Origin of the sequence: Nitratireductor sp. B36, assembly GCF_020833685.1 — a bacterium.
In the GTDB taxonomy this organism is placed as follows: Bacteria; Pseudomonadota; Alphaproteobacteria; order Rhizobiales; family Rhizobiaceae; genus Nitratireductor.
On sequence record NZ_JACKZY010000001.1, the window covers coordinates 1226204 to 1246920 of the forward strand.

The window sequence follows — 20717 nt, forward strand, 5'->3', positions numbered from 1 at the left end:
CACAAATCCAGTTCGAATTGGAGTGGGTAGGTTCGTTAGTGGCGTTTCCTCAAGCCACTAAGCAAGCTTGGCCGATTGAAGAGGGTGCAGTTGAGCTTCCCAGGTTGAAGGGGAGACGGAACCACATGACATTCATTCGGAAAGGGGTGCAGCAGGGAGCTTGTTTCAACAAGTCTGCCGCACCCCTTGTCTTTCAGATCCTCAGTCTTTTTGCGCAGACAATTGACGCGTCTCAATCTCGAGCCTGTAGCGGGAACCAACATTGCGCCATTCCGATGAGATCAAACTGCGCACGGCAGCCAGCCGTTTACGGGCCAGCGAACTTCTCTCACCCGAGTAGGAGATACGCAGCACAGACGGCTCCTCGTCGAGCAGAGCAATCAGTTGCCCAACACGCGAAAACCACTCGGGCTTCAGATGCTCCTGGTCCGCTTCAAAAGCGTCCGCGCTGAGATCAAGCCGTATAACTCGCCCAATGGAGGCGCCGAAAAGGAATTCTGAAGCCTTACCGGCAGTCAGGCGAACGACACGCGGGTTTTCCGTCGTGATGCGATAGCCGGAGGGAAGCGATCGCGGATCAAGTTTCAGGATATAGTTGGTTCCGATTGTTTGATCAGGAAGGTCTGCACAGGCCACATGGAAGCGGCCGTGATCATCCGAGGTGATCAGCAATCCTTTGACTGCTGCAACGCGGACACCTGGCAGCCCTGGTTCACCAGCATCCTGATAGCCGTTGCGATTCTTGTCATCGAATACCTTTCCAAGGATGTCGCCGCAGTCGAACACCGGCTCCGGTACGATTTCAACTTCGGCTGTCGCTATGCCGGAAACTCGCTCTCCGGTCTCATCTTCCACCCAGGCCCGGTTGATGTAGGTATCTGGCTTCGCGGCCGCCGTCGCCCGAAGGTCCAGCGCAATCTCGACGTCTTCATCAGGATTGAGCGTGATGTCCTCGAATGTATGCTTCCGGCCCTCGATCTTTGGCGTCAGCGCGGTGTCCCCAAGCATTGCCGAGCCAGAGACGTAAGCAAATGCGACCGGTATCTCATCAACAATGTCAACCACCTGGGGAGACGTAAACCCGATCAATTTTGCCCGGATCACGTAGGGTACACGCCCCCCTCGCTGAACCTCGAATATCTGCGCCGTCTTGCTTATGAGATATCCGGGAAGATTGACTTTGGCGATTGCTTCCGGCGAGGTGGTCTCGTCTCCCTTGGGCCCCTTACCTGTCGCGGTTGCAGAGTTTTGAACGCCATGCTCCACGTTTTGAGCATTGGCGATATCCGCCTCGGACAACGTATAAGTAGCCTTGAATGTCTGGCTTTCTGCAGGGTCGAGCTCGGCGCTGGCAGGTGTGAACGGGGAAAGCGAACCCGTGCCCGGTTTACCGTTGAATTTCGGACCGGCGTCATGTGGCGTCACATCAGATGCGGTGACTGTGCCGTCATTGGTCACGGTGACTTCATAATCAATGGTGTCTCCCGGCTGAGCGAACCCGTCTTGTGTTCCGCGATAGGTGCCTGTCTTTTCCGTCGCCAGCGAGAGGTTTTGTGGCAATTTCAGCACCGTTGGATCATCCGGGTCATCATCGCCATCGGCGTCCTGATCAGTCGGGTCTTCAGGGTCGTCTGAAAGGTCGCTTACCGGAGTGCCCTGAGGTGTCTCACCGCGGGCGGTAGCCTGGTTCACAACCTCGCCGGCGTTCACCTCCTCCTGCGTGAGCACGTGTTTTCCTGAGATCGTTTCAGCATCGTTTTCGCCGGAGGCCAGACTTGAGATCGGTATAGTGCCCGTCTCCGCATTTGGATCTTCGACGGTGATGTTCGACAACGTCACATTGCCCGTGTTCTTAATGTCGAACACGTAGCGAACGATCTCGCCGGCGTCCGGGAAACCATTGCCATTCGTGTCATCCGCAGGGTCGAACGAAGCGCTTTTGGTAAAGCTCAGGCCAGGCACACTCGGGATGTCGAAGTCGGTGGCGGTGCCTGGCGTACCGCCAGGGGGATGCGACTGGACGACCACGTCTTCTCCCTTGGGGTCCTTCGCCTTGCCTTCTGCAACATTTTCTATCGTGCCCGCATCCGCGTCTTCCTGGGTGACGACGTAGGAGCTTTTGAAGGTCTCCGCGTCTTCGCCACCTGGTTCCAGGCTTGCGAGAGGACCGCCTTCCACGTCCACCTTTTCGTCTTCGACGGTAACATCGGTCAGGGTCACGTTACCCGTGTTTTTCACCGTGAATGTGTAGAGGATCGTTTCACCGACATCGATGACGCCATCATTGTCCGCATCCTGATGTTCGGCTTCCTTCTGCAAATCCATATCGCTGTTCTGGTCGAGCGGTGTCTTCGTCATTTCGCCCGGCGTCCCTCCCGGGGGTGAGGACTCCGCGTCAACCGGATCGCCGTGAGGATCAGAAGCTCGCGAGGTCGCGCTGTTGGCCACCTCGCCTGCGTCGATATCCTCCTGCTTGACTTCGTAGGTGCCTTTAACGCTCGAATCCGAGTTTCCCGGGGCCAACGACGCGATCGGGCTGTTCTTCACGTCAACCTTTTCGTCCGTCACTTCAATGTTGGTGAGGGTCACATTGCCCGTGTTCACCACGGTGAACGTATATTCCAGGGTCTCGCCAATATCCGGCAGACCATTGCCATTGGAGTCAATCAGCACGGCCTCTTTCTCAAGCGTATTGGCACCTGCGGCAGTGAGCCTGAGGATGGTTATATCGTCTGGATCGCCATCCCCCTCAAGATCCTCATCCGTGGCATTGTCGGGATCGTCGGAAAGGTCCTCGACTTCATGGCCAGTGGCCGTAGCCGTGCCCTTGACGACGGCCTGATTTTCAAGAATGCCGGCATCGACATCCGCCTGGGTCAACGTGTAGCTGGCGGAGAAGGAAGTGTTGTCTATTCCTCCTGCCGGCAGATTGATGGGGCCGCCCGAAACCGGAATACCTGGAAGAGGCGCTTCGACGGTAATCCCGCTCAGTTCAACAGAACTGGTGTTGGTCACCTCGAATTGATATGTGACCATCTCACCAGCATCCGGCACACCATTGCCATTCGAATCGATGAGTGTGACCACATTGGTGAGCTCGATTTTCTCTTCCTGTATTGTATGCGCACTCAGCGCGATGGGTGGCCCGCCGCAGGTCTGAGTGCTCTTCAAGATATAGCCGGTACCCTCAACCAGTTCGAACTCGATCGTCTCGTCTTCCTCCGTCTCCTCATCTTCAATGACGCTGACCCCGAGGTCGAAATCCACCGCGGTATACGTACCTGCCGGGATCGAAACCGTAAAAGTCTCCCCGCCCCCGGGGGTGGTGTAATCATCTCCGAGGTCAGCAGTTCCTCCGACCACATTCACGGTCACCGTCAACGGCGCTTCGAGATACCCGCTGACCCTGATCTTCGGCAGGCCCACTTCCTCTCCGCTTTCTGGATAAGCGGTCTCAGCCTGCGAAAACTCAACCAGAGGATCGATACGCAACTGGATGTCGTCGATATGGTTGCCGGTGTCTGGATCACCATCCGAAGTGGAGATCGCTGCGAACCCAAATTGTTGAAGGCTGTCGGGCCCTGTCCAGGTGAATGTCCCCGAATAATCTCTCCATGTTCCGAATTTGGCGGATTCACACGTGGCATCGCTGATAGTAGCACCACTGCCGCACAAGCTCGGCCCACCCACGCCGGCATTGCTTGTTGATGCCCGAACAACCCGCTCAGCAGTACCTATACTGAAGTCCATGGTATCGGTGCCTGAAAGCCCACGATGGCTGAATCGCCAATCGATTTTGTCATCCTGGAGGAGGCACACGGTTTGATAGATGCGAGAATTCTGGCGGGCATTGAGCTCGGCGTGTTGCGACCCGGAGCGAGAAGGCACACCGTTAAATCCGGTCTTCCAAATCTCAATCAACTGCCCTGATGGATAGCCACAATTGCCGGCCATCGAAGCGTGCGTGGTTGACCAACCTAGAACATAAGTGCTGGGAACATGCGCGAAGTTACAGCTGAGAACGGGAGACTCGAAACCAAGATTGAGAAAGCTTCTTTGCACCTGTGCATCAGCATCTCCGACACCGGCGAACCCGAGCGCTGCCAGACCGAAGGCCACGGCCGCGCCCCTCCGCATCAGCGTGGCCGCCAAGGACGGCAAACGGCAAGGCATATCCGCATTGCCTGACGAGTTGCTTCTTCGCTCTACAGAAGAAGCAAAAACACCCTTCACGCGTCGCCTGAAATGCCCCTGAGGTAGATTGTTCATCTCGCGTTCCCGTAGCATATAAGCAGTTTGCTTCGATCGTTCTGCCGCATAGATTTCAATGCTTGCAGGCAGTGCCGAGCATGACAAAATGCCGACCGACCCATGCTCATCCTGAGGAGAACGACGGGCTTGGCAATAATCTGCAGAGTCTCAACGGGTAAACGTTACGGGTAAAACCCGTATCGATACCTGACAGGCGATCTGAACCAGGCACTGTCAGCAAACAGATCAGAGAATATCGGATGACTGGTGCTGCCGGAGGGAGAAACTTCGATCTCTCTTCTTGACACCCTTGAAGAATGGAATGCTTACCCGAAGACGATCCGGGGTGACCAGGCCTCGGGGTTCATCTCCCGTGATCTTGACCTATGGGCTTACCAGCGTGGCGTCGATCTCGACTTCTCGCGTCCGGGCAAGCCCACGGACAATGCGTTCATCGGTTCCTTCATTGGCAAGTTCAGGATGGAGTGCCTCAATGCGCACGGCTTCCTGATGCTTGCCGACGCCCGTTCAAAATGGAGGAATGGCGTGAGGACCACAACAATGTCCGACCGCACAGCGCAACCGGCAACCAGCCGCCGATATCGCTCATGAATGGTTCCTCGGCATCTTCCACCGCCTGAGCCGGACACCCCGGAAGTTCCGTTAAACACCTTATCTCGGTGTCCACGAAACCGGCAGCAGGCCACGGGTCCATTCAGGGGAGCGGCTCAGCAAATATGGTGCACCACCAGTTGAGCCAGTCTTCGAGACTCCTCTAGCGGAGCTTGAGCCTTTTGCTTGTTGATCGCACATCATTCCACGAGTATGCGTAAGAGCCACAAGCATTGCATCGTTTCACACCCACCTAAGGCATGTGCCAATGGGTGTGGAATTGAGAAGTAGGAGTTACAGATGGCGCAAGCAGACCGCACTAGCGGTGTATCTCCACTTCATAACCCCGATCCACGCGACTGGCTGGCAGCCATTATTGAAGGATCGGACGACGCAATCATCAGTAAAAACCTCTCCGGCCACATACAGAGCTGGAATCCCGGAGCGGTGCGCATTTTCGGCTACACGGCCGACGAGGTCATTGGCAAACCAATCACCATCCTGATCCCCGAGGAGCGGCTTGATGAAGAACCGCGCATCCTTGCCAAGATTAGAAGCGGCGAAAGAGTAGAACATTTCGAAACAGTGCGCCGACGCAAGGATGGATCGCTGGTCGATATATCCTTGACGATTTCACCGATCCGCGATGCCTCTGGCACGATTATAGGTGCATCAAAAATCGCGCGCGATATATCCGAACGCCGTCTGGCTGAAGAAAGCCAGCGCCTGCTCATTCGCGAGATGCAGCATCGGGTCAAAAATCTATTCGCAGTGGCAACTTCCATCGTAACGCTCACATCACGGCAAGAACCTTCTGCAGAGGCGCTGGCCAGCGCCATTCGTGAACGTTTAACGGCCCTTGCACGAGCTCATGACCTGACGACAGGCAGTTGGTCGGCAGATGAAACCGAGAACAAAGGCGGCGGCCTTCGAGAGCTCATCCAAACAGTTCTCGCCCCCTACAACGATGGAGAGCGTATCCAGGTGGAAGGAGATCACGTCCCCGTCGGCAGTCACTCCACCACCAATTTGGCGCTTCTGATTTATGAGCTGGCCACCAATGCCGCCAAATACGGCGCCTTGTCGGTTGCCGAGGGAAGCCTCGCCATAGAACTTCATGTGGATGACGATCAGGTCCGGATCAAATGGACCGAAACAGGCGCACCGGGGTCGCTCAAAGAGAAGGCATCAGGCTTTGGTAGCCAGTTGACGAGCAATCTGGCCTTGGCATTGAATGCCACCCTCACCCATGATTGGCGAGCGACGGGTCTGGCCGTGACGATCGACCTACCAGCAGCTGCTCTGAAAAACTGAAGGTCCCAAGTTGAAAACTGGGGTTTTTCGTCAAAGGGGAGCACGCTAATACCAGCCTAAAAATTACCCCGTCACCCTTGGGCGACGGGGCAAGAAAGTCTCCGGCAACAAGTGGCCTACTTCTTGTTCACTTTCGAAACGGCCAGGTTCGTAAGCTTGCTGTTGGCCGCCTTCTCCTGATCAAGGATTTCGCCCAGAAGATTGTGTGCCTCTTCATGGCCAAGCAGCTTCGCCCATTCGCGGAGTGACCCGTAGCGGGCGATCTCGTAGTGCTCCACTGCCTGGCATGCAGCCAGCAATCCGGCATCCAGCGCCGTTCCCGACGCCTCGTCCATCAAGCCGTCAGCTTCCTTGATGAGGCCTTCAATCGCATCGCACTTTTCGCCCTCGGGCTTCTTGCCGATGGATTTGAACACCGCTTCCAGCTTCTTGATCTGATCCTTTGTCTCGCCGAGATGTTCTTCAGCCACCTTCTTCAGCTCAGAACTTTTTGCAGCCTTTGCGACCTTCGGAAGTGCCTTGGTGATGGCGTTTTCGGCGTAGTAGACATCCTGCAGTGTGTGCTCGAACAGTTCATTCAGTGACTTCATCGTGAATCTCCAAATTGCCCCGCGCTCCTTAACTTTGCGCAGGTAGGAAGGTTCCACGAGGAAATGCGGCAGGGTCTGCCCGAGGGTCCGCTCTACGCAGGCTTCTGACACTCCGCTCATCCACACGTTTTGCTCTTTGCCATTGGCTTGTCGAGGTATTCGGGGTCTTTGACCTCCGGCTTTTCAATCGGCTTTCAATCGTCTGGGATGGATGGTGAATACCCTGGGCGGCCGTGTGGATACGAAGGCCGGCATCATCCATCGGCGCGGTGCTGGCGAGACCGAGACGAGAAAACGCCGTCTGCCCATTCGCATTCCGCGCGGCCTCTCTGGCTTCCTCGGAAGATGGGACGTTGCCGAGTATGCCGAAACGAGCCTGAAAATGATCGAAGACGTGAACGGCCACCATCATCCGGAGTTTCAGGCCGACATCGCATCGAGGATCGGAAGACGGGAGTTTCTGTCACGACAGAAATACGGATGCCAGGCAAGTGCTTGATTTAATGGTGCTGCCGGAGAGATTTGAATTCGGCAGATTTAAGTGGTTCGCATTGTTTTTAAAGAGGAAATTCCGGCTCCCGTCAAGACCGGTGTAGAACCTTGGTGTAGAAGTTTCCACGCGCCGTCGCGTTTAACCATTCTCACGAAACGTGTCCGACCGTCGTGAATCATCCGAATTGAATTGTTCACTTCTCGCGACATCGGATGGAAGACCGCCTAACGCTTGCCCGTGTCGAGGAATATGACCGGAACTTGGTCTTGGGCCATTCCAAAGGGGCCATGAGTGAACGTTACGGAGGCCCAGACGCTCGACTAGAGGTGGCCGCTAGGGCCTTGAAGGCTGCGCTGAAAAACTAGTGAAGTCGCCTCTCTCTCCACAACCGTGAAGCACCGCCTCCGAAATGGGATAAATCAAAATAGGCGCTATTTCCTCGGCTTGAAGGGTAAAATGCTGGCAGTGCTTGACGGTCTATTAGAGCGCGGCACCGAGCCAGATGGCTGCGAAAAACCAACAGACATTGACTTTATCGAGACGGCCCCGCCCCCGACTCCTATAGACAATCCCGTCTTGTCTAGCATGACGCCGATCTTACAGCCGTCCAAATCCATTCCATCAGTGCTCAATGTTCGTCCATCCAACATCTCGAACACCGTCGGCTGTCCGGCATTGCTTGATATCGCAATACCCCGATGCCGCATGTTGAAGCGTTCAAACACCAGTTGGTGGGGAGGATTGCTGCGGAGCACCAAATCAATATCGCGGACGTTCGAGTTTATCGTGATCCGCTTCCCTTCAACTCGAACATCCCAATTTGAAGTTCTCGTTCTCCATTCGTTGTCGACTATGTGCATCATTGGAGCACCATTCCTATCGCTTACAAAAGCTGAGATACGGAAGGGCCCTCCTTTTGCCTCCGGCTCGCGGATACAAAACACATTCTCTCCAAATATCTGCAAGAGAACAGGGACATTACGCGCCACCACGTTGCCGAGTATCAATTCCGGATGCTTCGAGCCCACATCAAATGGGCCGAACGAAAATCCTCGTTGCAAAGCCTTGGGCGATTTCATCGCATCAGAAATGGACTGCGAGGATAACCTTCCTCTAGTTTTCAGGCCGTGACACATGACGCACAGCAAGACAATGCCGTCCGTATTGTGTTCTTTGGCGTCTTTGAACTCTGGGGCGAAATGCTCATAATCAATGATCGCATTGCCACATACAACGCATCCAAACCCGTCCCGCTGACGAACTGCCCGAGCGACATCGGCGGGTATATCCCTACCAAGACCGTATCGGTTTTTTGTCATTCATGCTCCACGTGCAAGTGAAAGAGGACGGACGTTTCCTTACTCAATACTGCTGATACCCCACAACTTCGCAAGACAAACGGCCCCACTCAAGAACTAGGTGTGAGTTCTGAGGAGGTTGTTCAGGCCCCCAAGGGCCGACGCGAGGGCTTTGAGATTGCCCCCGGTCTGCTGCTCTTGAGGTCTGACATAGGTGCTGCCGGGGAGGCCAGCGGGTGACAGGTTCCGCTGTCCGAGTTCGGGGGTGCGGATGCCTGTTCCGAATAGTCCAGATTTGGACATACTGATTTCCTTGTGGGTGTTGGTTGTCGTTGTGAAACTGGTGAGAATGAAAAAACCCCCGACACGGTGCGCGACGGGGGCCTGATGGGTGCTACTGGTGAAGGCAGAGACTGGATGCCGGATTATGGCCCTCACTATGGAGTTAGTTTAAGTGATATATAAGGTTTACATGAGGTTCCTTTCGGTGATGGACCTACTTCGACCTCCCTCCCACTTCCCTCACTTGGATGGTTCCCCCTTTGTAACAGAGACAGGGATTTCTGCATTGCAGAGCTTGAAGGCTTCTTCCTGCATTATGGTGCTGACGGTAGGTACAGACGATGCAGAGCAAATAACGGCGTCATGAATTGGTAAGACGACGATGCCCGCTCCCATGCACCGTAGGAGCACTGCGCACATAATCGTGCTCTCCCTGTTGAACAGTCTATAACCTGCCCCGCTGCCGACCAACGAGGCCAAGGACGGATGCCGGCACAAAATAGCCTTTCGGAGTTTCGTCCCTGTCCAACCCTGCGGTAGCCCGTCAAGAATTTCCTGCGGCCATCGTCGCATCGTGCCAACTTTGAACAGAAGGGCATTGAGAGCCTTTTTAACGGCGGCTCGGCTACCCTCTAGACCAGCGATAGCATAAAGGTCTCCTTCTGGCGGCTTCTCGCCTATTTCGGCATAGGCAAGGCGTGGCATCATCTGCCCGTAGTCGACTTCGGCTACGGATTCACCGTTGATGCGGATATGTTGGCGCACCTCCCATCCGTGACGTTGCCAAAAGCCTCCGAACAGCCTCCCTCCGAAGTCCAGAGAAGGCACTTCGATGTGTGGGGGGAGATTGAAACACCGGACAAGGCTGCGGTCCCGAACATCAATTGAAAGATTGCCGACGTAGGAAATGTCTCCATCGGATAACCATTCATTGATCTGGTGGATTTCACCCCGCAAGCGGGCAGGTTCGGAAGATGATGGGATTGGAAGCCGGTTCTTCTCACCGCTGGCGCTCCTCCGGGTAAGTCGAAGGCAGTCCCCCACCTGAACTCGACCGAAATCGTCCCCAGAAATCTGTCGAGAGGCCATCTCTGCACGGAAAGCCGGAGTTGGCGCTATCGTTGTTGCGAAGCGCGCGGTGTCTGGCTCTGTGCGATGCAGAACGCCAATGGCTTCCAAGGACGAGACTAGGGATGGCAGGGCAGTTCCAAAGCCAGGCACAGGCGTTTCGACTTGTGCCGCCCTTGGGTGCCCCATTGGCAAGATGATTTGCCCTGTGTTTGGCGGAAACAGCGTGTAATGAGCGAGGTTGGCGACGATTATGCCGACAGCATTGTTGAAGGCTACCAGATCAGCGGGCTTCCTCCTTCTTTTTCGCAGTCCGTTGCGGGTCTCATGAACCAGAATGCTTTTGGACGTGTCTCCAGCGAGAGCCGACAATGCGGCTCCACTGGGGTGCAGATCGAAACGAAATTTCTGGTCCCGTGTTTTGCTGGCGTAGGAGTAGTTCGACAGCGGAAGACCTAAGCAGCAAACCCGTAGAACGCCGCCAGAGCGATTTTTTTCTGGTTCTTCGCGAGCCGGTCCACCTCCTCGTTGTAGGGGTTTCCGGCGTGACCTCTTACCCACCGCCAGTGGACATCTTTACCCTTGGCAGCGGCGATAAGGCGCTCCCAAAGATCGCGGTTCTTGACTGGCTCCTTGTTCGGCTTTCGCCAGTCGTTCGCTATCCACTTTCCAAGCCATTCTTTCATCGCCTTAGGTATCATGTCGTTGTCACAACAGATAACGATGGGCTGCGGCTCATCTGGCTTCAAGGCTTCCAGAGCTGCGATGACTGCCATCATCTCCATTTTGACGTTGGTGGCGGTCTCCTCCGCCGAATATCCAACTATCGGCTTCCGCTTTTTGAGTTCTGTAGCGCCATCCATGCGCCTCATGACGGCAGCGTAACCGCCCGGTCCGGGGTTTTCGTGGCATGAGCCGTCTGTGTAGACGAGAATGTGTCTGCCCTCTCTATGGGAGGTTCCGCCGCTCATCGTTTGGCTTTCCCGCGCTTCCCCGGAACAATTCGCCAGTTCTCGGGCCGGAGGTCGGTCCAGTCAGTCCCGATCATTTCGACAATCTGCCCGTAACCGGCTCGCAGAATGAGCCTAGAGACGGTTGCTAGTTTCAATCGCTCACGGCGGCGATGAACGCGGACATACTTCCGCTCTTGCGCAAGCTCTCCGTCGCGCCCTCGCCCATTCCCGTTGACGTGCCATGTATCTGCGAACTCGTCGCTTTCGTTGATGCGCCGATAATCGGCTTCAAGCACAGTCGCCCAGATGGTTCCCTGTCGGTTCAACGGAACGCGGACGCAGGGGCGGTTGTGGGGGTCTGTGAAGGTCTGAATGGGGGGCCTAACCGGTGTGGCCTCTCTATTCTGCTTCTTGGTCATGTTGTTTTCTCTCTTGCTGAATGGCGCTCCTCACATCGCAAAAAGAAAAGCCCCACGTCGGATGACGCAGGGCCTTTCGGAATGGCGAACGGGGAACTTGGATGAAGGTGGGTGAAGCGGTTGCGGAGAACCGTATTCAGGTAGATTCAATCTTCCTTTTCACGATCACATCGCAAAAAAATGCAGGAAGACAGATGGGCTCACACGTACGCGAGCCAGAAAGCCGACCGCCGCAAACACCGTTGACGCGAAGGCTCGCCACACTCGGCAAGACAACGAGGGCTCGTCAAGGTGCCCGAATGGTCAGCTATCAGGATCGTGCGTTGTGAAGGTTCCACACCGAAAGGCGCAAAAGCCAGATACGATGTCAAAATGGTAGCGGGTAATTGATTGCGGCGGTGTCCTGTACGGGGGGGTAATCAATTGTGGCGACATCCTGTAGCGAGGGGTAATCGTTTTCGACAGGTCGTCCTGTACGGAGGGGTAATCAAAATGCCTCAATGAAAAAGGCCCGAGCAAGCGCCCGAGCCAATCCCTGTCTGCACCCCCGTGCAGCCTATTCCGTTGACCGCGCGGCGCGCACCCGTCCGAACCGATCAACTGTCCGGGGCCCCTTCCGCCCCTGCACAGGCACTGATAGCGCCCTCAAGCGGGCACGAAACAAGATGGCAGATGGCTTCCGCCTGTTGCGCTTCCGTCGCTCCATGTCAGCACCCTCCCGCACAGCCCACGAAACAATCCCGTGACAGGTCCCCACGAAGGGGTTCCGGCAATGCGTTGTTGAACTCAAGCGCCTTCATGATGCCCCAACGGAAGCAATCCACCACCTCGGGGTCACTGATCGTCGCTCCATTCGCTATCAGCGCCGATGCGTGTTCTAGGAAGTCAGCGGCGTGTCGCAGGGCATACATGGCTTCCCACGTCTCCCCGGACACTTCCGAAGCAACTGCGGTCGATGCGAAGGCGTTCTCTGCGGCAACTTCAGTGGCAATGGTCTGCTGCATGGTCATTCTCCTGTGCTTTCGTTCGTGGTGAAGGTGTCGATAGGCACAGGCTTGCAGACGAAATCTCCGTTGGAAAGCAATAAGTTGCCCCATTATAGGGACCATTCTTCGTCGCCTGAAAAATCGTCCCCTATGCGGAACTAATTTCTTCAAGCAGGACAGGGCGGGGAGATGAGTGAGGCCGAACGATAGTCCCATATGGTGAACCAAATGAACAGATTGTCGCAGGGCTGTACGCGCTCCCCACACTGAACGAACTGGCCGCTCGGCCCAGACGAAAGGGCTAAGACGAACTTTGTTCAACAGGGAATGGGGGCGCTTTGGTCATCTCCGAAAGTGGCCTCTACAAGCTCGTCATGCGCTCCGACAAGCCAGAAGCCAGAGGGTATCAGGATTGGATGACGATGACGGTCCTTCCGGCGATCAGGAAAGACGGTGGCTATATCGCAGGTGAGGAGTTCGTTGCTACCGCGCTTGTCCGAGCCGATGCCAGGCATTCCGTGCATCAACCAGTTCTCTGTCGGAGCCGGGGGTATAGAAACGCCGGTCAAACCAGAATACCCGTAGATGTTCTGGCTTCTGCGAGCGGCTTCCCGGATCACGGACCATGCGCTCCCGTATCTCGTCCAGAGAGAGTATGTAGCAAGTGGGGTCGGAACTGCGGGCAAAGGCCACAAACACCCACCACGGGGTCACATGCTGCTCCGGATGAATGCCAAGATTAGTGTCCTGCGGTTTGGCAGAATGCGCCTTCACCTGAATTGTGTGCATAGTGCGCTCGTCGGTAGAGGCTGCGAGCATATCGGCTCCCTTCGCGTTGCGCGTCGTAAGCATCACATTCCAGCCCTCGCGCGATAACTCCCGCGCCACATGATAAAGGCCGATGTTACCTGTTATCTGCCGATCATTGCTCAACGCTTCTCTCCTCCTATCCCGCCCCTTCTCGAACCCGTTTGGCAGCCTTGGCTACGGTTGCCCTGCTCGCTCCCGTGAGTTGCATCACAGCGTTCCAAGACTTCCCCTCGGATAGCAAGGTTCCGATCTGTGCAAGCCGCTCCGTGTCCTCTGGTCGTCCCTTATAGACCCCTCTAGCCTTTGCCCCGGCGATGCCCTGTGCCTGTCGTCTGCGCCTGTCGTCATAGTCCTTGCGAGCGATGGCAGCGAGCATATCGAGCATCATTCCATTGATCGCATCCGCCATCCGTTGGGTGAACTCATCGCCGTCCACCAGTTGCCAAGAGGTCGGCAGGTCAAGAGCAACGACGCGCAACCGCTTGGCGCTGATCTCCGCACGTAGGTTCTCCCAATCGTCCCGCCGCAATCTGGAAAGTCTGTCCACCTGCTCGCAAAGGATGATGTCGCCGGAGTGAGCGTCTTTCAGGAGCCTTTGAAGCTCTGGCCTATCGAGACGTGCACCGCTTTCGTTCTCAACGTACCAACTGGCAATCTTCATTCCCCGCTCGCTGGCGAAGTCTTCTAGGTCTTTCCTTGCGCGCTGTGCGTCCTGCTCTCTGGTAGAGGCCCGGAGATAAGCCCGTATGAACATTGTGCATCCCACCTACGGTCTGTTTTAGGTAGTCTGCATCATATCGGTCTGCATAGGGTTGTCAAGCGGATTTAACAGACCGAGCACCGAAAGACTGACTTCCGGTCTGATATACCTACGCTCAAAACAGACCAAGCGGACCTCCCGTCCCACGGTCGCCAGCGTTCGCGAACTGAAATCAGCCGACAGAGCGCCCGCGAGGTGAAGGGAGAGAGTTGCTTGACGTAAATCGAAAGGGAAACCAAGGGGTGACAAGCGGCGCCCCCACGGGGGGTATTCTCAAGCCACGACTGTCGAGTTCGGGGCCACAGATTTTTGAGGCATTTTGAAACGCCCCTTACGAGGACGCTGGTCTGCTTCAGGGTGGGTTGCGGACTAGCGGCTTTTTATTACTACTGTCATCCACAAGCTGACGTAACGATCACCGACGGAGCGATCTGATGCCAAATCTCTGGCTGACCTACGCGTGGAAGGACAATGAGAACCAAGACATTGATTTCGTTGTTCAACGCTTGGAGGGACAAGGTGTCTCAGTGCAGTTGGACCGTACACAGCTCTTGGCCGGAAAACGCTTGTGGGACCAAATCGCTGGCAGGATCGAAAGTCCGCATTTGGATGGGTGGGCTATTTTCGTCACTGAAAACAGTCTGCGAAGCGAGCCGTGTTTGGAAGAGATTGCCTATGCCCTAGATCGCGCGTTGCGAACACGAGGCAGCAACTTCCCGCTGATTGGCATCTTTCCCACTCCAATGGACCGCTCCATCATTCCAAGCGCCTTGGCCACTCGACTTTATGTTACCCTGAAGGACCGAGATTGGCCGGTCAGGATAGGCGATAGCCTCGGTGGCGCTTCTACCCAACGGATACCAGCGGTTGAGCCGTACGAATTCAAAGTTCACCGCGATGCCGATGATTGGGTCTATGAAATGCGCCCTAGGGACGGGGTTTGGCATCCCCCTAGCGTGGTTGTCTTAGAGGATGATTATGCATCGTGCTCAATGCCGTACGTTACCGCACCAAAAAGACCCAACTACAAGCCGCCTATGTGGTCAATCACGGACATTCAGACTACGGTGGCCCCGGACGGGTCGCGTTGGCGTGGGTGGTCGGCAGAAACTCAAGTTGATAACACCAAATCGCTATATTTGCGGTCAAAGAAGCAACTTAGGCGGATAGGATTCAGCTCCGGACTCCCCAGTCCCAACGCAATACGCATTCTCGACCTTCACTAGCCTCCCTGTCATTTGCATGAGGAGCTGCGTCAAGCGCTTGCGGTGGCATTGGTTAAACAGCCTTTGCGAACCGAATGGCAACTTATGTCGTTTCCTCGAACTGTTATGTACGATCAACACGAGGTTGGGAGCGGAAAGGGAATGAAACGGAATTGGCACCGGGACGCTTAGGAGTGCACCCGAGAACATGCTTCAAGCCCCTGTTTCAATCTCATATCCCGGCAACTTCTGAATTTCCCGCCACAAGGCTTTCACGGTCGTCTCCCCGTAATCGGAGGCTGCACGACCATCTTCATGCCCCTGAATTACGTCCATGTATTCGGGTGCGATCCCTGCTTCTCGCGCCGTAGTCTTGAATCGATGTCTCCACGCGTGGTTTGGCTGAACTTTCGGATCATCAATGCCGACGACTTCCCGGACCCATTTTCCAACTTTAGCTCCGGCGCTTTGCGCACGCTCGAAAGGGTTGGCGGCTTTCCCTCGGACAGGCTCTGTCGAGTAGAATATCGGTCCCCTTGGCAAGCCGTGGATCATTTCCACTAATCCCATCTTGGACAGCTGTGGGTGGATGGGAACGATGCGATACGCTCCGGTTTTAACGGACCCCGCTTCGGGCGTAATTCGTAAGCACCTCACTCCATGGACTTCAATCAAGTCCTCGGTGCGCAACTGCATAACCTCGGTAATCCGAGCGCCGGTAAATGCACATATCCATGCCCCCCACCGGATAGCCCTTTTATTCTCAACCGTGCGCCGTCCGAGTGTGGTCGGATCAGCTAGAGTGGCGGTGAGAATTGCTATTGCCTCTTCATCGGTAAACCCCTTCGGGCGCGTTCGCTGTGGTTTGGCGAACCTGACCTTGTTTTCCTTTGCAGGGTTCTCTTTGATTTTTCGCTTCTCGACCGCGACATTGAACACCGTCTTAATCGCCGCTAGATACTTCTGGCCGACGGTACGTGCGGACAGGCCCCGCGTATGACGCAGGTCGTCGCACCAATCCGCTATTTCCTCAGACGTGACGCGCCTTGCATCGTCGTGGCCCAGATACTCAATCAGAGCCTCGACCTTCTGCCGGAAGTCCCCGACTGTCCGGGCAGACTTTCCTTCTGACAGATGATCCCTTTCCCATAGCTTGAACAAGCCGCGCAGCGTGAGCCGTTCGCCGTCCTTGCTTTCTGCGGCGCCAGGGTTGGCAACAACCGGGAACCTGTCCGCCCTCGGATCGGGACTGTAGTCACCTTCGGAGCGCTTCAACTGCTGCTCGGCAACCTGTCGAAATGTCCGGCCAACCTCCCCCATCAATCGTGTACGGCTGGTCTCGTCGGTTACGATACCTTGCTCCAGAAGCAAGTTGTCTACCGTCGCGCCATACCAACGCTCCGGCCCGTCTGGATCGGACTCAACACGGTCGAACAGCGCAAGCATCTCTGTCCAAACATCAGGCTCACCCGGTTCTGTCTCGCGCAACGCCATCCAGTCCCGATATATGATGCCCGTAAGGGCCACTATCTGCTTATGCGGAAGAGGTTCAGGGCGTTTCCGAAGCCGCTCCCACACCATTGCCTGTTTGCGGACGGCATCGGCGTTTCGTCTCTTGGCCTCGTCGGGGTCTTTCGTTCGGAGCGACCAACTGATCTCCTTCTTGCCAAATATGGCAACAAGGTCGGCGGGCGTTTTCTGCCGGAAGTAGTAGACGCCAGATTTAGGATGCTTCTGCGGACGGGACATCTGTAGGACCACGGTGTAGAGCCTCGGTGTAGAACCGAAGTCAATCTAAGCCCCTGATAACACCGAACTTCTTGATTTTGAAACAAGAAAGCTGGTGCTGCCGGAGAGATTTGAACTCTCGACCTCTCCCTTACCAAGGGAGTGCTCTACCCCTGAGCTACGGCAGCAGCGCCGAAACGGCGGACGCCTGAAGAGCGGGCGATCCGCTTGCGTCCCGATCACGGGGAGACAGCGTCGCTGCCCGCCCTTGTGATGCGGCGGACTTCTGCCACAATGATCAGCATTGCGCAAGCACACATTCGCATTCATTTGCTCAGTTTGATATATGGCTGTGAAAATCATCACTGCCATGAACGATGCGCTGCTTGCGGTGCCCCGATCCTGGGGTAGGATCACAGCCGGTTGTCGCAGTTCGGTTGACCATGGAGTTTCACTTGGGCAAAGCCAGAGAGCCAGATGTCTCATCCCCGAGCGCAAAAGGTGATGAAGAGCGCAGAAAGCGCCTTGCTGCCCAGTTGCGTGCCAATCTCGCTCGGCGAAAGGCGCAGGCGCGGTCCCGCCGTCAGGGAGGGGCCGATCAACGTCCTGAAGGGCTGCACCCCGAAGCAGCGGATACCGACGAATAGCCTATTCACCCATGCAATCACCGCCTTGCGCGGCGCGCGGCCATGTTTTAGGACCAATTGAAACGAATATATCTTGCAACATCTGCTTCGCGGTATCGCAGCCACCGCCTATCGCATCAGAAGCGGCCTTTACGATACCGCAAGGCAATCGGCGCATTCTGGCAAGTCGGGGACAATCCGAAATTACGGCCGACAACGGCAAGCGCGCCCGGAAAGTGAGAACGGATGGATCGCATACGCATAACCGGCGGCAACGCGCTCAACGGCACGCTGCCCATATCGGGCGCCAAGAATGCCGCCCTGCCGCTCATGATCGCGTCATTGCTGACCGATGACACGCTGACGCTCGATAACGTCCCGCATCTGGCGGATGTGGAGAGCCTGATCCGCATTCTCGGCAATCATGGGGTCGACTACTCGGTGAATGGCCGCCGTGAAAACCAGCAGAAAGGTTATTCGCGCACCATTCATTTCACCGCCCGCAGCATCGTGGACACGCTCGCGCCTTATGAACTCGTCTCGAAAATGCGGGCGAGCTTCTGGGTCATCGGCCCGCTTTTGGCGCGCATGGGCGAGGCCCGCGTCTCGCTGCCAGGCGGCTGCGCCATTGGAACACGCCCCGTCGATCTCTTCATCGACGGCCTGCGCGCGCTCGGTGCCGAGATCGAGATCGAACAGGGCTACGTGAACGCGAAAGCCAAAAACGGGCTGGTCGGCAATCGATATGTTTTCCCCAAAGTTTCCGTGGGCGCCACGCATGTCCTGATGATGGCTGCGTCGCTCGCAAAGGGCGAAACCGTTCTGGAGAACGCGGCGCGCGAGCCGGAGATCGTCAACCTGGCCGACTGCCTCAATGCGATGGGCGCGAAGATTTCGGGCGCGGGGACCGACACGATCAGGATTGACGGGGTAACGAGCCTTTCCGGTGCGCGGCACCGGGTCATTCCCGACCGGATCGAGACCGGTACCTATGCGATGGCCGTGGCGATGACCGGCGGCGACGTGATGCTGGAAGGCGCTCAGGCGGATCTCCTGGAATCAGCGCTTGGCATTCTGGAACAGACCGGCGCCGAGATCACCCGCGCCAACACCGGCATTCGCGTGCGCCGCAATGGCAGCGGGATCAACCCCGTCGACATCACCACCCAGCCCTTCCCTGGTTTTCCAACCGATCTCCAGGCGCAATTCATGGGGCTGATGACCATGGCGAAGGGGCGCTCGCACATAACTGAAACCATCTTTGAAAACCGGTTCATGCATGTGCAGGAGCTGGCACGCCTCGGTGCAAAGATCTCACTTTCCGGCCAGACCGCAGTCGTGGACGGCGTGTCACAACTGCGCGGCGCTCCAGTGATGGCGACCGATCTGCGCGCCTCGGTCTCTCTCGTGATCGCCGCACTCGCGGCGGAAGGACAGACGGAAGTGAACCGCGTTTATCATCTGGATCGCGGTTTCGAGCGGCTTGAAGAAAAGCTCTCCGCTTGCGGTGCTGCGGTTGAGCGTATCTCAAGCTGAACCTGGCGGGCCGGTGGTCATGGATTTTCTCAAGCTCGTAGCGCTCGACGATGTCGATCTCGGTATCCTGTCGGCACATTTGCAGGATGCCGTGGTCAAGGTGGGTGACCTGGCTTTCGAACCCTCGAACCGAAGGTTTGCCGTCGCCTGCAACCGGTTTGTGTGGGAAAATGAAGCCAAGCGCAGCTTCCTGCGCAAGACACCGCATGAACGCCGTCGCTGCATTCTTCACTTCGACAGGGTGTTGCATGTGCGCGCGGCAGGTATCGACCGCAGCCGTCCTGATGACGTTCTGTCCCTTCTGGCACTCAATTTCATACCGGCCGAAGAAGCTCCGGCCGGGGTTGTCGAACTGATTTTCTCCGGCGGTTCCGCCTTGCGGCTCGATGTCGAGTGCATCGAGGCGCGGCTGACCGATCTCGGCGCGGCGTGGGAGACGCCGAGCCGACCAAGACACGACGTCTGACATGGCCTGTCAGGACTCCGATACGGCACGTTTGATCGATGTCGAACTCGACGAGTCCGTTGGCCGCGGCACACCGGATATCGAGCATGAGCGCGCAGTCGCCATTTTCGATCTGGTCGAGGAAAACAGTTTCCGGCCTGTCGGCGACAAGGGTCCGGGGCCTTACAAGCTGAAGCTGTCACTTGTTGAGGCAAGGCTCGTTTTCGCCATTTCGCGGGAGAATGGCGAAGCAGTGGTTACCCACATCCTCTCGCTCACGCCGTTTCGCCGCATTGTGAAAGACTATTTTCTGATCTGCGAAAGCTACTACGATGCCATTCGCAGCGCGACGCCCAGTCAGATCGAAGCGATAGATATGGGACGACGCGGTCTGCACAATGAGGGATCGCAAACGTTGATGGACCGCCTGAAAGACAAGATCGAAGTGGACTTCGACACCGCACGGCGGCTTTTCACGCTGGTTTGCGTGCTGCATTGGCGGGGCTGAAACGCGTCATGGGTGCCGCCTCCACGGGAGTGCGGCCGTGAACCCCGGCGCCGCAGACAAAACGCGCGTGCCGCAGTCGGTGCTGTTTCTTTGCGGCATGAACGCCATCCGTTCGCCCATGGCCGAGGCCCTTGCCCGCCAGATATTGCCGTCTCGCGTTTTTCTGGCCTCCGCCGGCCTGCGCGCCGGCGAACGTGATCCTTTTGTCGATGCCGTTCTGGATGAAAAGGGGCTTTCGCTTGGAGAGCGCCAGCCGCAATCCATCGAGGAGCTGGCCGACACCAATTTCGACCTCATCATTACCCTTTCGCCGGAAGCCCATCACCGCGCACTCGACATGACCCGGACAATCGCGGCGGATGTCGAATACTGGCCGACCATGGACCCCACTGTCGTCAGTGGCACACGCGATCAGATCATCGCTGCCTATCGCGATGTGCGCGACCGGTTGGCCGCATCCATTGCGCAGCGCTTTGAAACGTGAAACAAAACCGACACAAATTGACGTTTGCCGGGCTTTGGCTTGTTCACAAAGAGTGATGAATGAGCTAGGTTCCGCGCCAAATTCCGGCCGTCGGCCGGGAAAATCTTAAAAAACCGAAGGTAACGGATGCCAAAGGAAGAAGTCCTGGAGTTTCCAGGCGTGGTCACGGAACTGCTGCCCAACGCGATGTTTCGCGTCAAACTGGAAAACGAACACGAGATCATTGCCCACACGGCCGGTCGCATGCGCAAGAACCGCATTCGCGTTCTTACGGGCGACAAGGTGCTCGTTGAAATGACGCCTTACGACCTGACCAAGGGTCGCATCACCTATCGCTTCAAGTAAACGC

Annotated in this window: 18 protein-coding genes, 1 tRNA gene and 3 pseudogenes; 11 read left to right on the plus strand and 11 right to left on the minus strand. The window is 56.5% G+C overall.

Going from position 1 to position 20717, the window contains the following annotated elements:
- Positions 1–201 precede the first annotated feature (201 nt).
- Positions 202–4287 (minus strand): DUF11 domain-containing protein, encoded by a 4086-nt coding sequence (locus H7H48_RS06010; RefSeq protein ID WP_229447867.1) that lies wholly within the window; start codon positions 4285–4287, stop codon positions 202–204.
- A 288-nt stretch (positions 4288–4575) separates the two neighbouring features.
- Between H7H48_RS06010 and H7H48_RS06015 the strand changes: the two are divergent.
- Positions 4576–4892 (plus strand): annotated as a pseudogene (locus H7H48_RS06015) (transposase family protein); the annotation flags it as partial.
- Positions 4893–5163: 271 nt separating this feature from the next.
- Entirely contained in the window at positions 5164–6177 is a 1014-nt protein-coding gene (locus H7H48_RS06020) for a PAS domain S-box protein (protein WP_229447868.1), read from the plus strand.
- A 116-nt stretch (positions 6178–6293) separates the two neighbouring features.
- Here H7H48_RS06020 and H7H48_RS06025 read toward each other — a convergent pair whose 3' ends face one another.
- Positions 6294–6767 carry a ferritin-like domain-containing protein gene (locus H7H48_RS06025; protein ID WP_229447869.1) on the minus strand — a complete coding sequence of 158 codons (474 nt, stop codon included), beginning with the start codon at positions 6765–6767 and terminating at the stop codon, positions 6294–6296.
- Positions 6768–6981: 214 nt separating this feature from the next.
- Here H7H48_RS06025 and H7H48_RS06030 point away from each other — a divergent pair, with 214 nt between their 5' ends.
- Positions 6982–7266: a hypothetical protein gene (locus H7H48_RS06030; RefSeq protein ID WP_229447870.1), complete on the plus strand. Its 285-nt coding sequence runs from the start codon at positions 6982–6984 to the stop codon at positions 7264–7266.
- A gap of 185 nt (positions 7267–7451) precedes the next feature.
- Positions 7452–7625 (plus strand): annotated as a pseudogene (locus tag H7H48_RS06035) (integrase); the annotation flags it as partial.
- Positions 7626–7691: 66 nt separating this feature from the next.
- On the opposite strand, the gene H7H48_RS06040 reads toward H7H48_RS06035, so the two are convergent.
- The 5 genes from H7H48_RS06040 to H7H48_RS06060 form a co-directional block, all read right to left on the minus strand.
- Positions 7692–8579 (minus strand): HNH endonuclease, encoded by an 888-nt coding sequence (locus tag H7H48_RS06040; RefSeq protein WP_229447871.1) that lies wholly within the window; start codon positions 8577–8579, stop codon positions 7692–7694.
- Positions 8580–9080: 501 nt separating this feature from the next.
- Positions 9081–9797, minus strand: coding sequence for a hypothetical protein (locus H7H48_RS06045; RefSeq protein WP_229447872.1), 717 nt, complete (start codon positions 9795–9797; stop codon positions 9081–9083).
- Positions 9798–10363: 566 nt separating this feature from the next.
- Complete coding sequence (locus H7H48_RS06050) at positions 10364–10879, minus strand: ribonuclease H (RefSeq protein WP_229447873.1); 516 nt, start codon at positions 10877–10879, stop codon at positions 10364–10366.
- A complete protein-coding gene (locus tag H7H48_RS06055; RefSeq protein WP_229447874.1) occupies positions 10876–11280 on the minus strand; it encodes a hypothetical protein in 405 nt (134 codons plus the stop codon). Before H7H48_RS06055 ends, H7H48_RS06050 begins: the two co-directional genes overlap by 4 nt.
- A 707-nt stretch (positions 11281–11987) precedes the next feature.
- Positions 11988–12284 (minus strand): hypothetical protein, encoded by a 297-nt coding sequence (locus H7H48_RS06060; protein ID WP_229447875.1) that lies wholly within the window; start codon positions 12282–12284, stop codon positions 11988–11990.
- 308 nt (positions 12285–12592) lie between these two features.
- Between H7H48_RS06060 and H7H48_RS20140 the strand changes: the two are divergent.
- A pseudogene (locus H7H48_RS20140) lies at positions 12593–12751 on the plus strand (Bro-N domain-containing protein); the annotation flags it as partial.
- Here H7H48_RS20140 and H7H48_RS06070 read toward each other — a convergent pair.
- Both H7H48_RS06070 and H7H48_RS06075 read right to left on the minus strand, forming a co-directional pair.
- Positions 12750–13199, minus strand: coding sequence for a hypothetical protein (locus H7H48_RS06070; RefSeq protein ID WP_229448160.1), 450 nt, complete (start codon positions 13197–13199; stop codon positions 12750–12752). The pseudogene H7H48_RS20140 and the gene H7H48_RS06070 sit on opposite strands and share 2 nt — an antisense overlap.
- 13 nt (positions 13200–13212) lie before the next feature.
- Positions 13213–13830, minus strand: a complete 618-nt coding sequence (locus H7H48_RS06075; RefSeq protein WP_229447876.1) for a recombinase family protein — start codon at positions 13828–13830, stop codon at positions 13213–13215.
- Between the two features lie 440 nt (positions 13831–14270).
- Here H7H48_RS06075 and H7H48_RS20145 point away from each other — a divergent pair, with 440 nt between their 5' ends.
- Entirely contained in the window at positions 14271–15062 is a 792-nt protein-coding gene (locus tag H7H48_RS20145) for a toll/interleukin-1 receptor domain-containing protein (RefSeq protein ID WP_370633314.1), read from the plus strand.
- Between the two features lie 192 nt (positions 15063–15254).
- Here H7H48_RS20145 and H7H48_RS06080 read toward each other — a convergent pair whose 3' ends face one another.
- Together H7H48_RS06080 and H7H48_RS06085 are read right to left on the minus strand one after the other, a co-directional pair.
- On the minus strand, positions 15255–16790 hold the full coding sequence (locus H7H48_RS06080) for a DUF6538 domain-containing protein (protein ID WP_229447877.1): 1536 nt from the start codon (positions 16788–16790) through the stop codon (positions 15255–15257).
- A 92-nt stretch (positions 16791–16882) separates the two neighbouring features.
- Positions 16883–16957: transfer RNA gene (locus H7H48_RS06085), tRNA-Thr, on the minus strand.
- Positions 16958–17641: 684 nt separating this feature from the next.
- Between H7H48_RS06085 and murA the strand changes: the two genes are divergently transcribed.
- From murA to infA, 5 genes are all read left to right on the plus strand, one after another.
- Entirely contained in the window at positions 17642–18931 is a 1290-nt protein-coding gene (murA, locus tag H7H48_RS06095) for a UDP-N-acetylglucosamine 1-carboxyvinyltransferase (RefSeq protein ID WP_229447879.1), read from the plus strand.
- Positions 18932–18950: 19 nt separating this feature from the next.
- Positions 18951–19397: a DUF2948 family protein gene (locus H7H48_RS06100; protein WP_229447880.1), complete on the plus strand. Its 447-nt coding sequence runs from the start codon at positions 18951–18953 to the stop codon at positions 19395–19397.
- 1 nt (position 19398) lies between these two features.
- A complete protein-coding gene (locus H7H48_RS06105) occupies positions 19399–19884 on the plus strand; it encodes a UPF0262 family protein (RefSeq protein WP_229447881.1) in 486 nt (161 codons plus the stop codon).
- Between the two features lie 37 nt (positions 19885–19921).
- Positions 19922–20368 (plus strand): low molecular weight phosphatase family protein, encoded by a 447-nt coding sequence (locus H7H48_RS06110; RefSeq protein ID WP_370633315.1) that lies wholly within the window; start codon positions 19922–19924, stop codon positions 20366–20368.
- A 126-nt stretch (positions 20369–20494) separates the two neighbouring features.
- Positions 20495–20713, plus strand: a complete 219-nt coding sequence (gene infA / locus H7H48_RS06115; protein WP_006200926.1) for a translation initiation factor IF-1 — start codon at positions 20495–20497, stop codon at positions 20711–20713.
- Positions 20714–20717 lie beyond the last annotated feature (4 nt).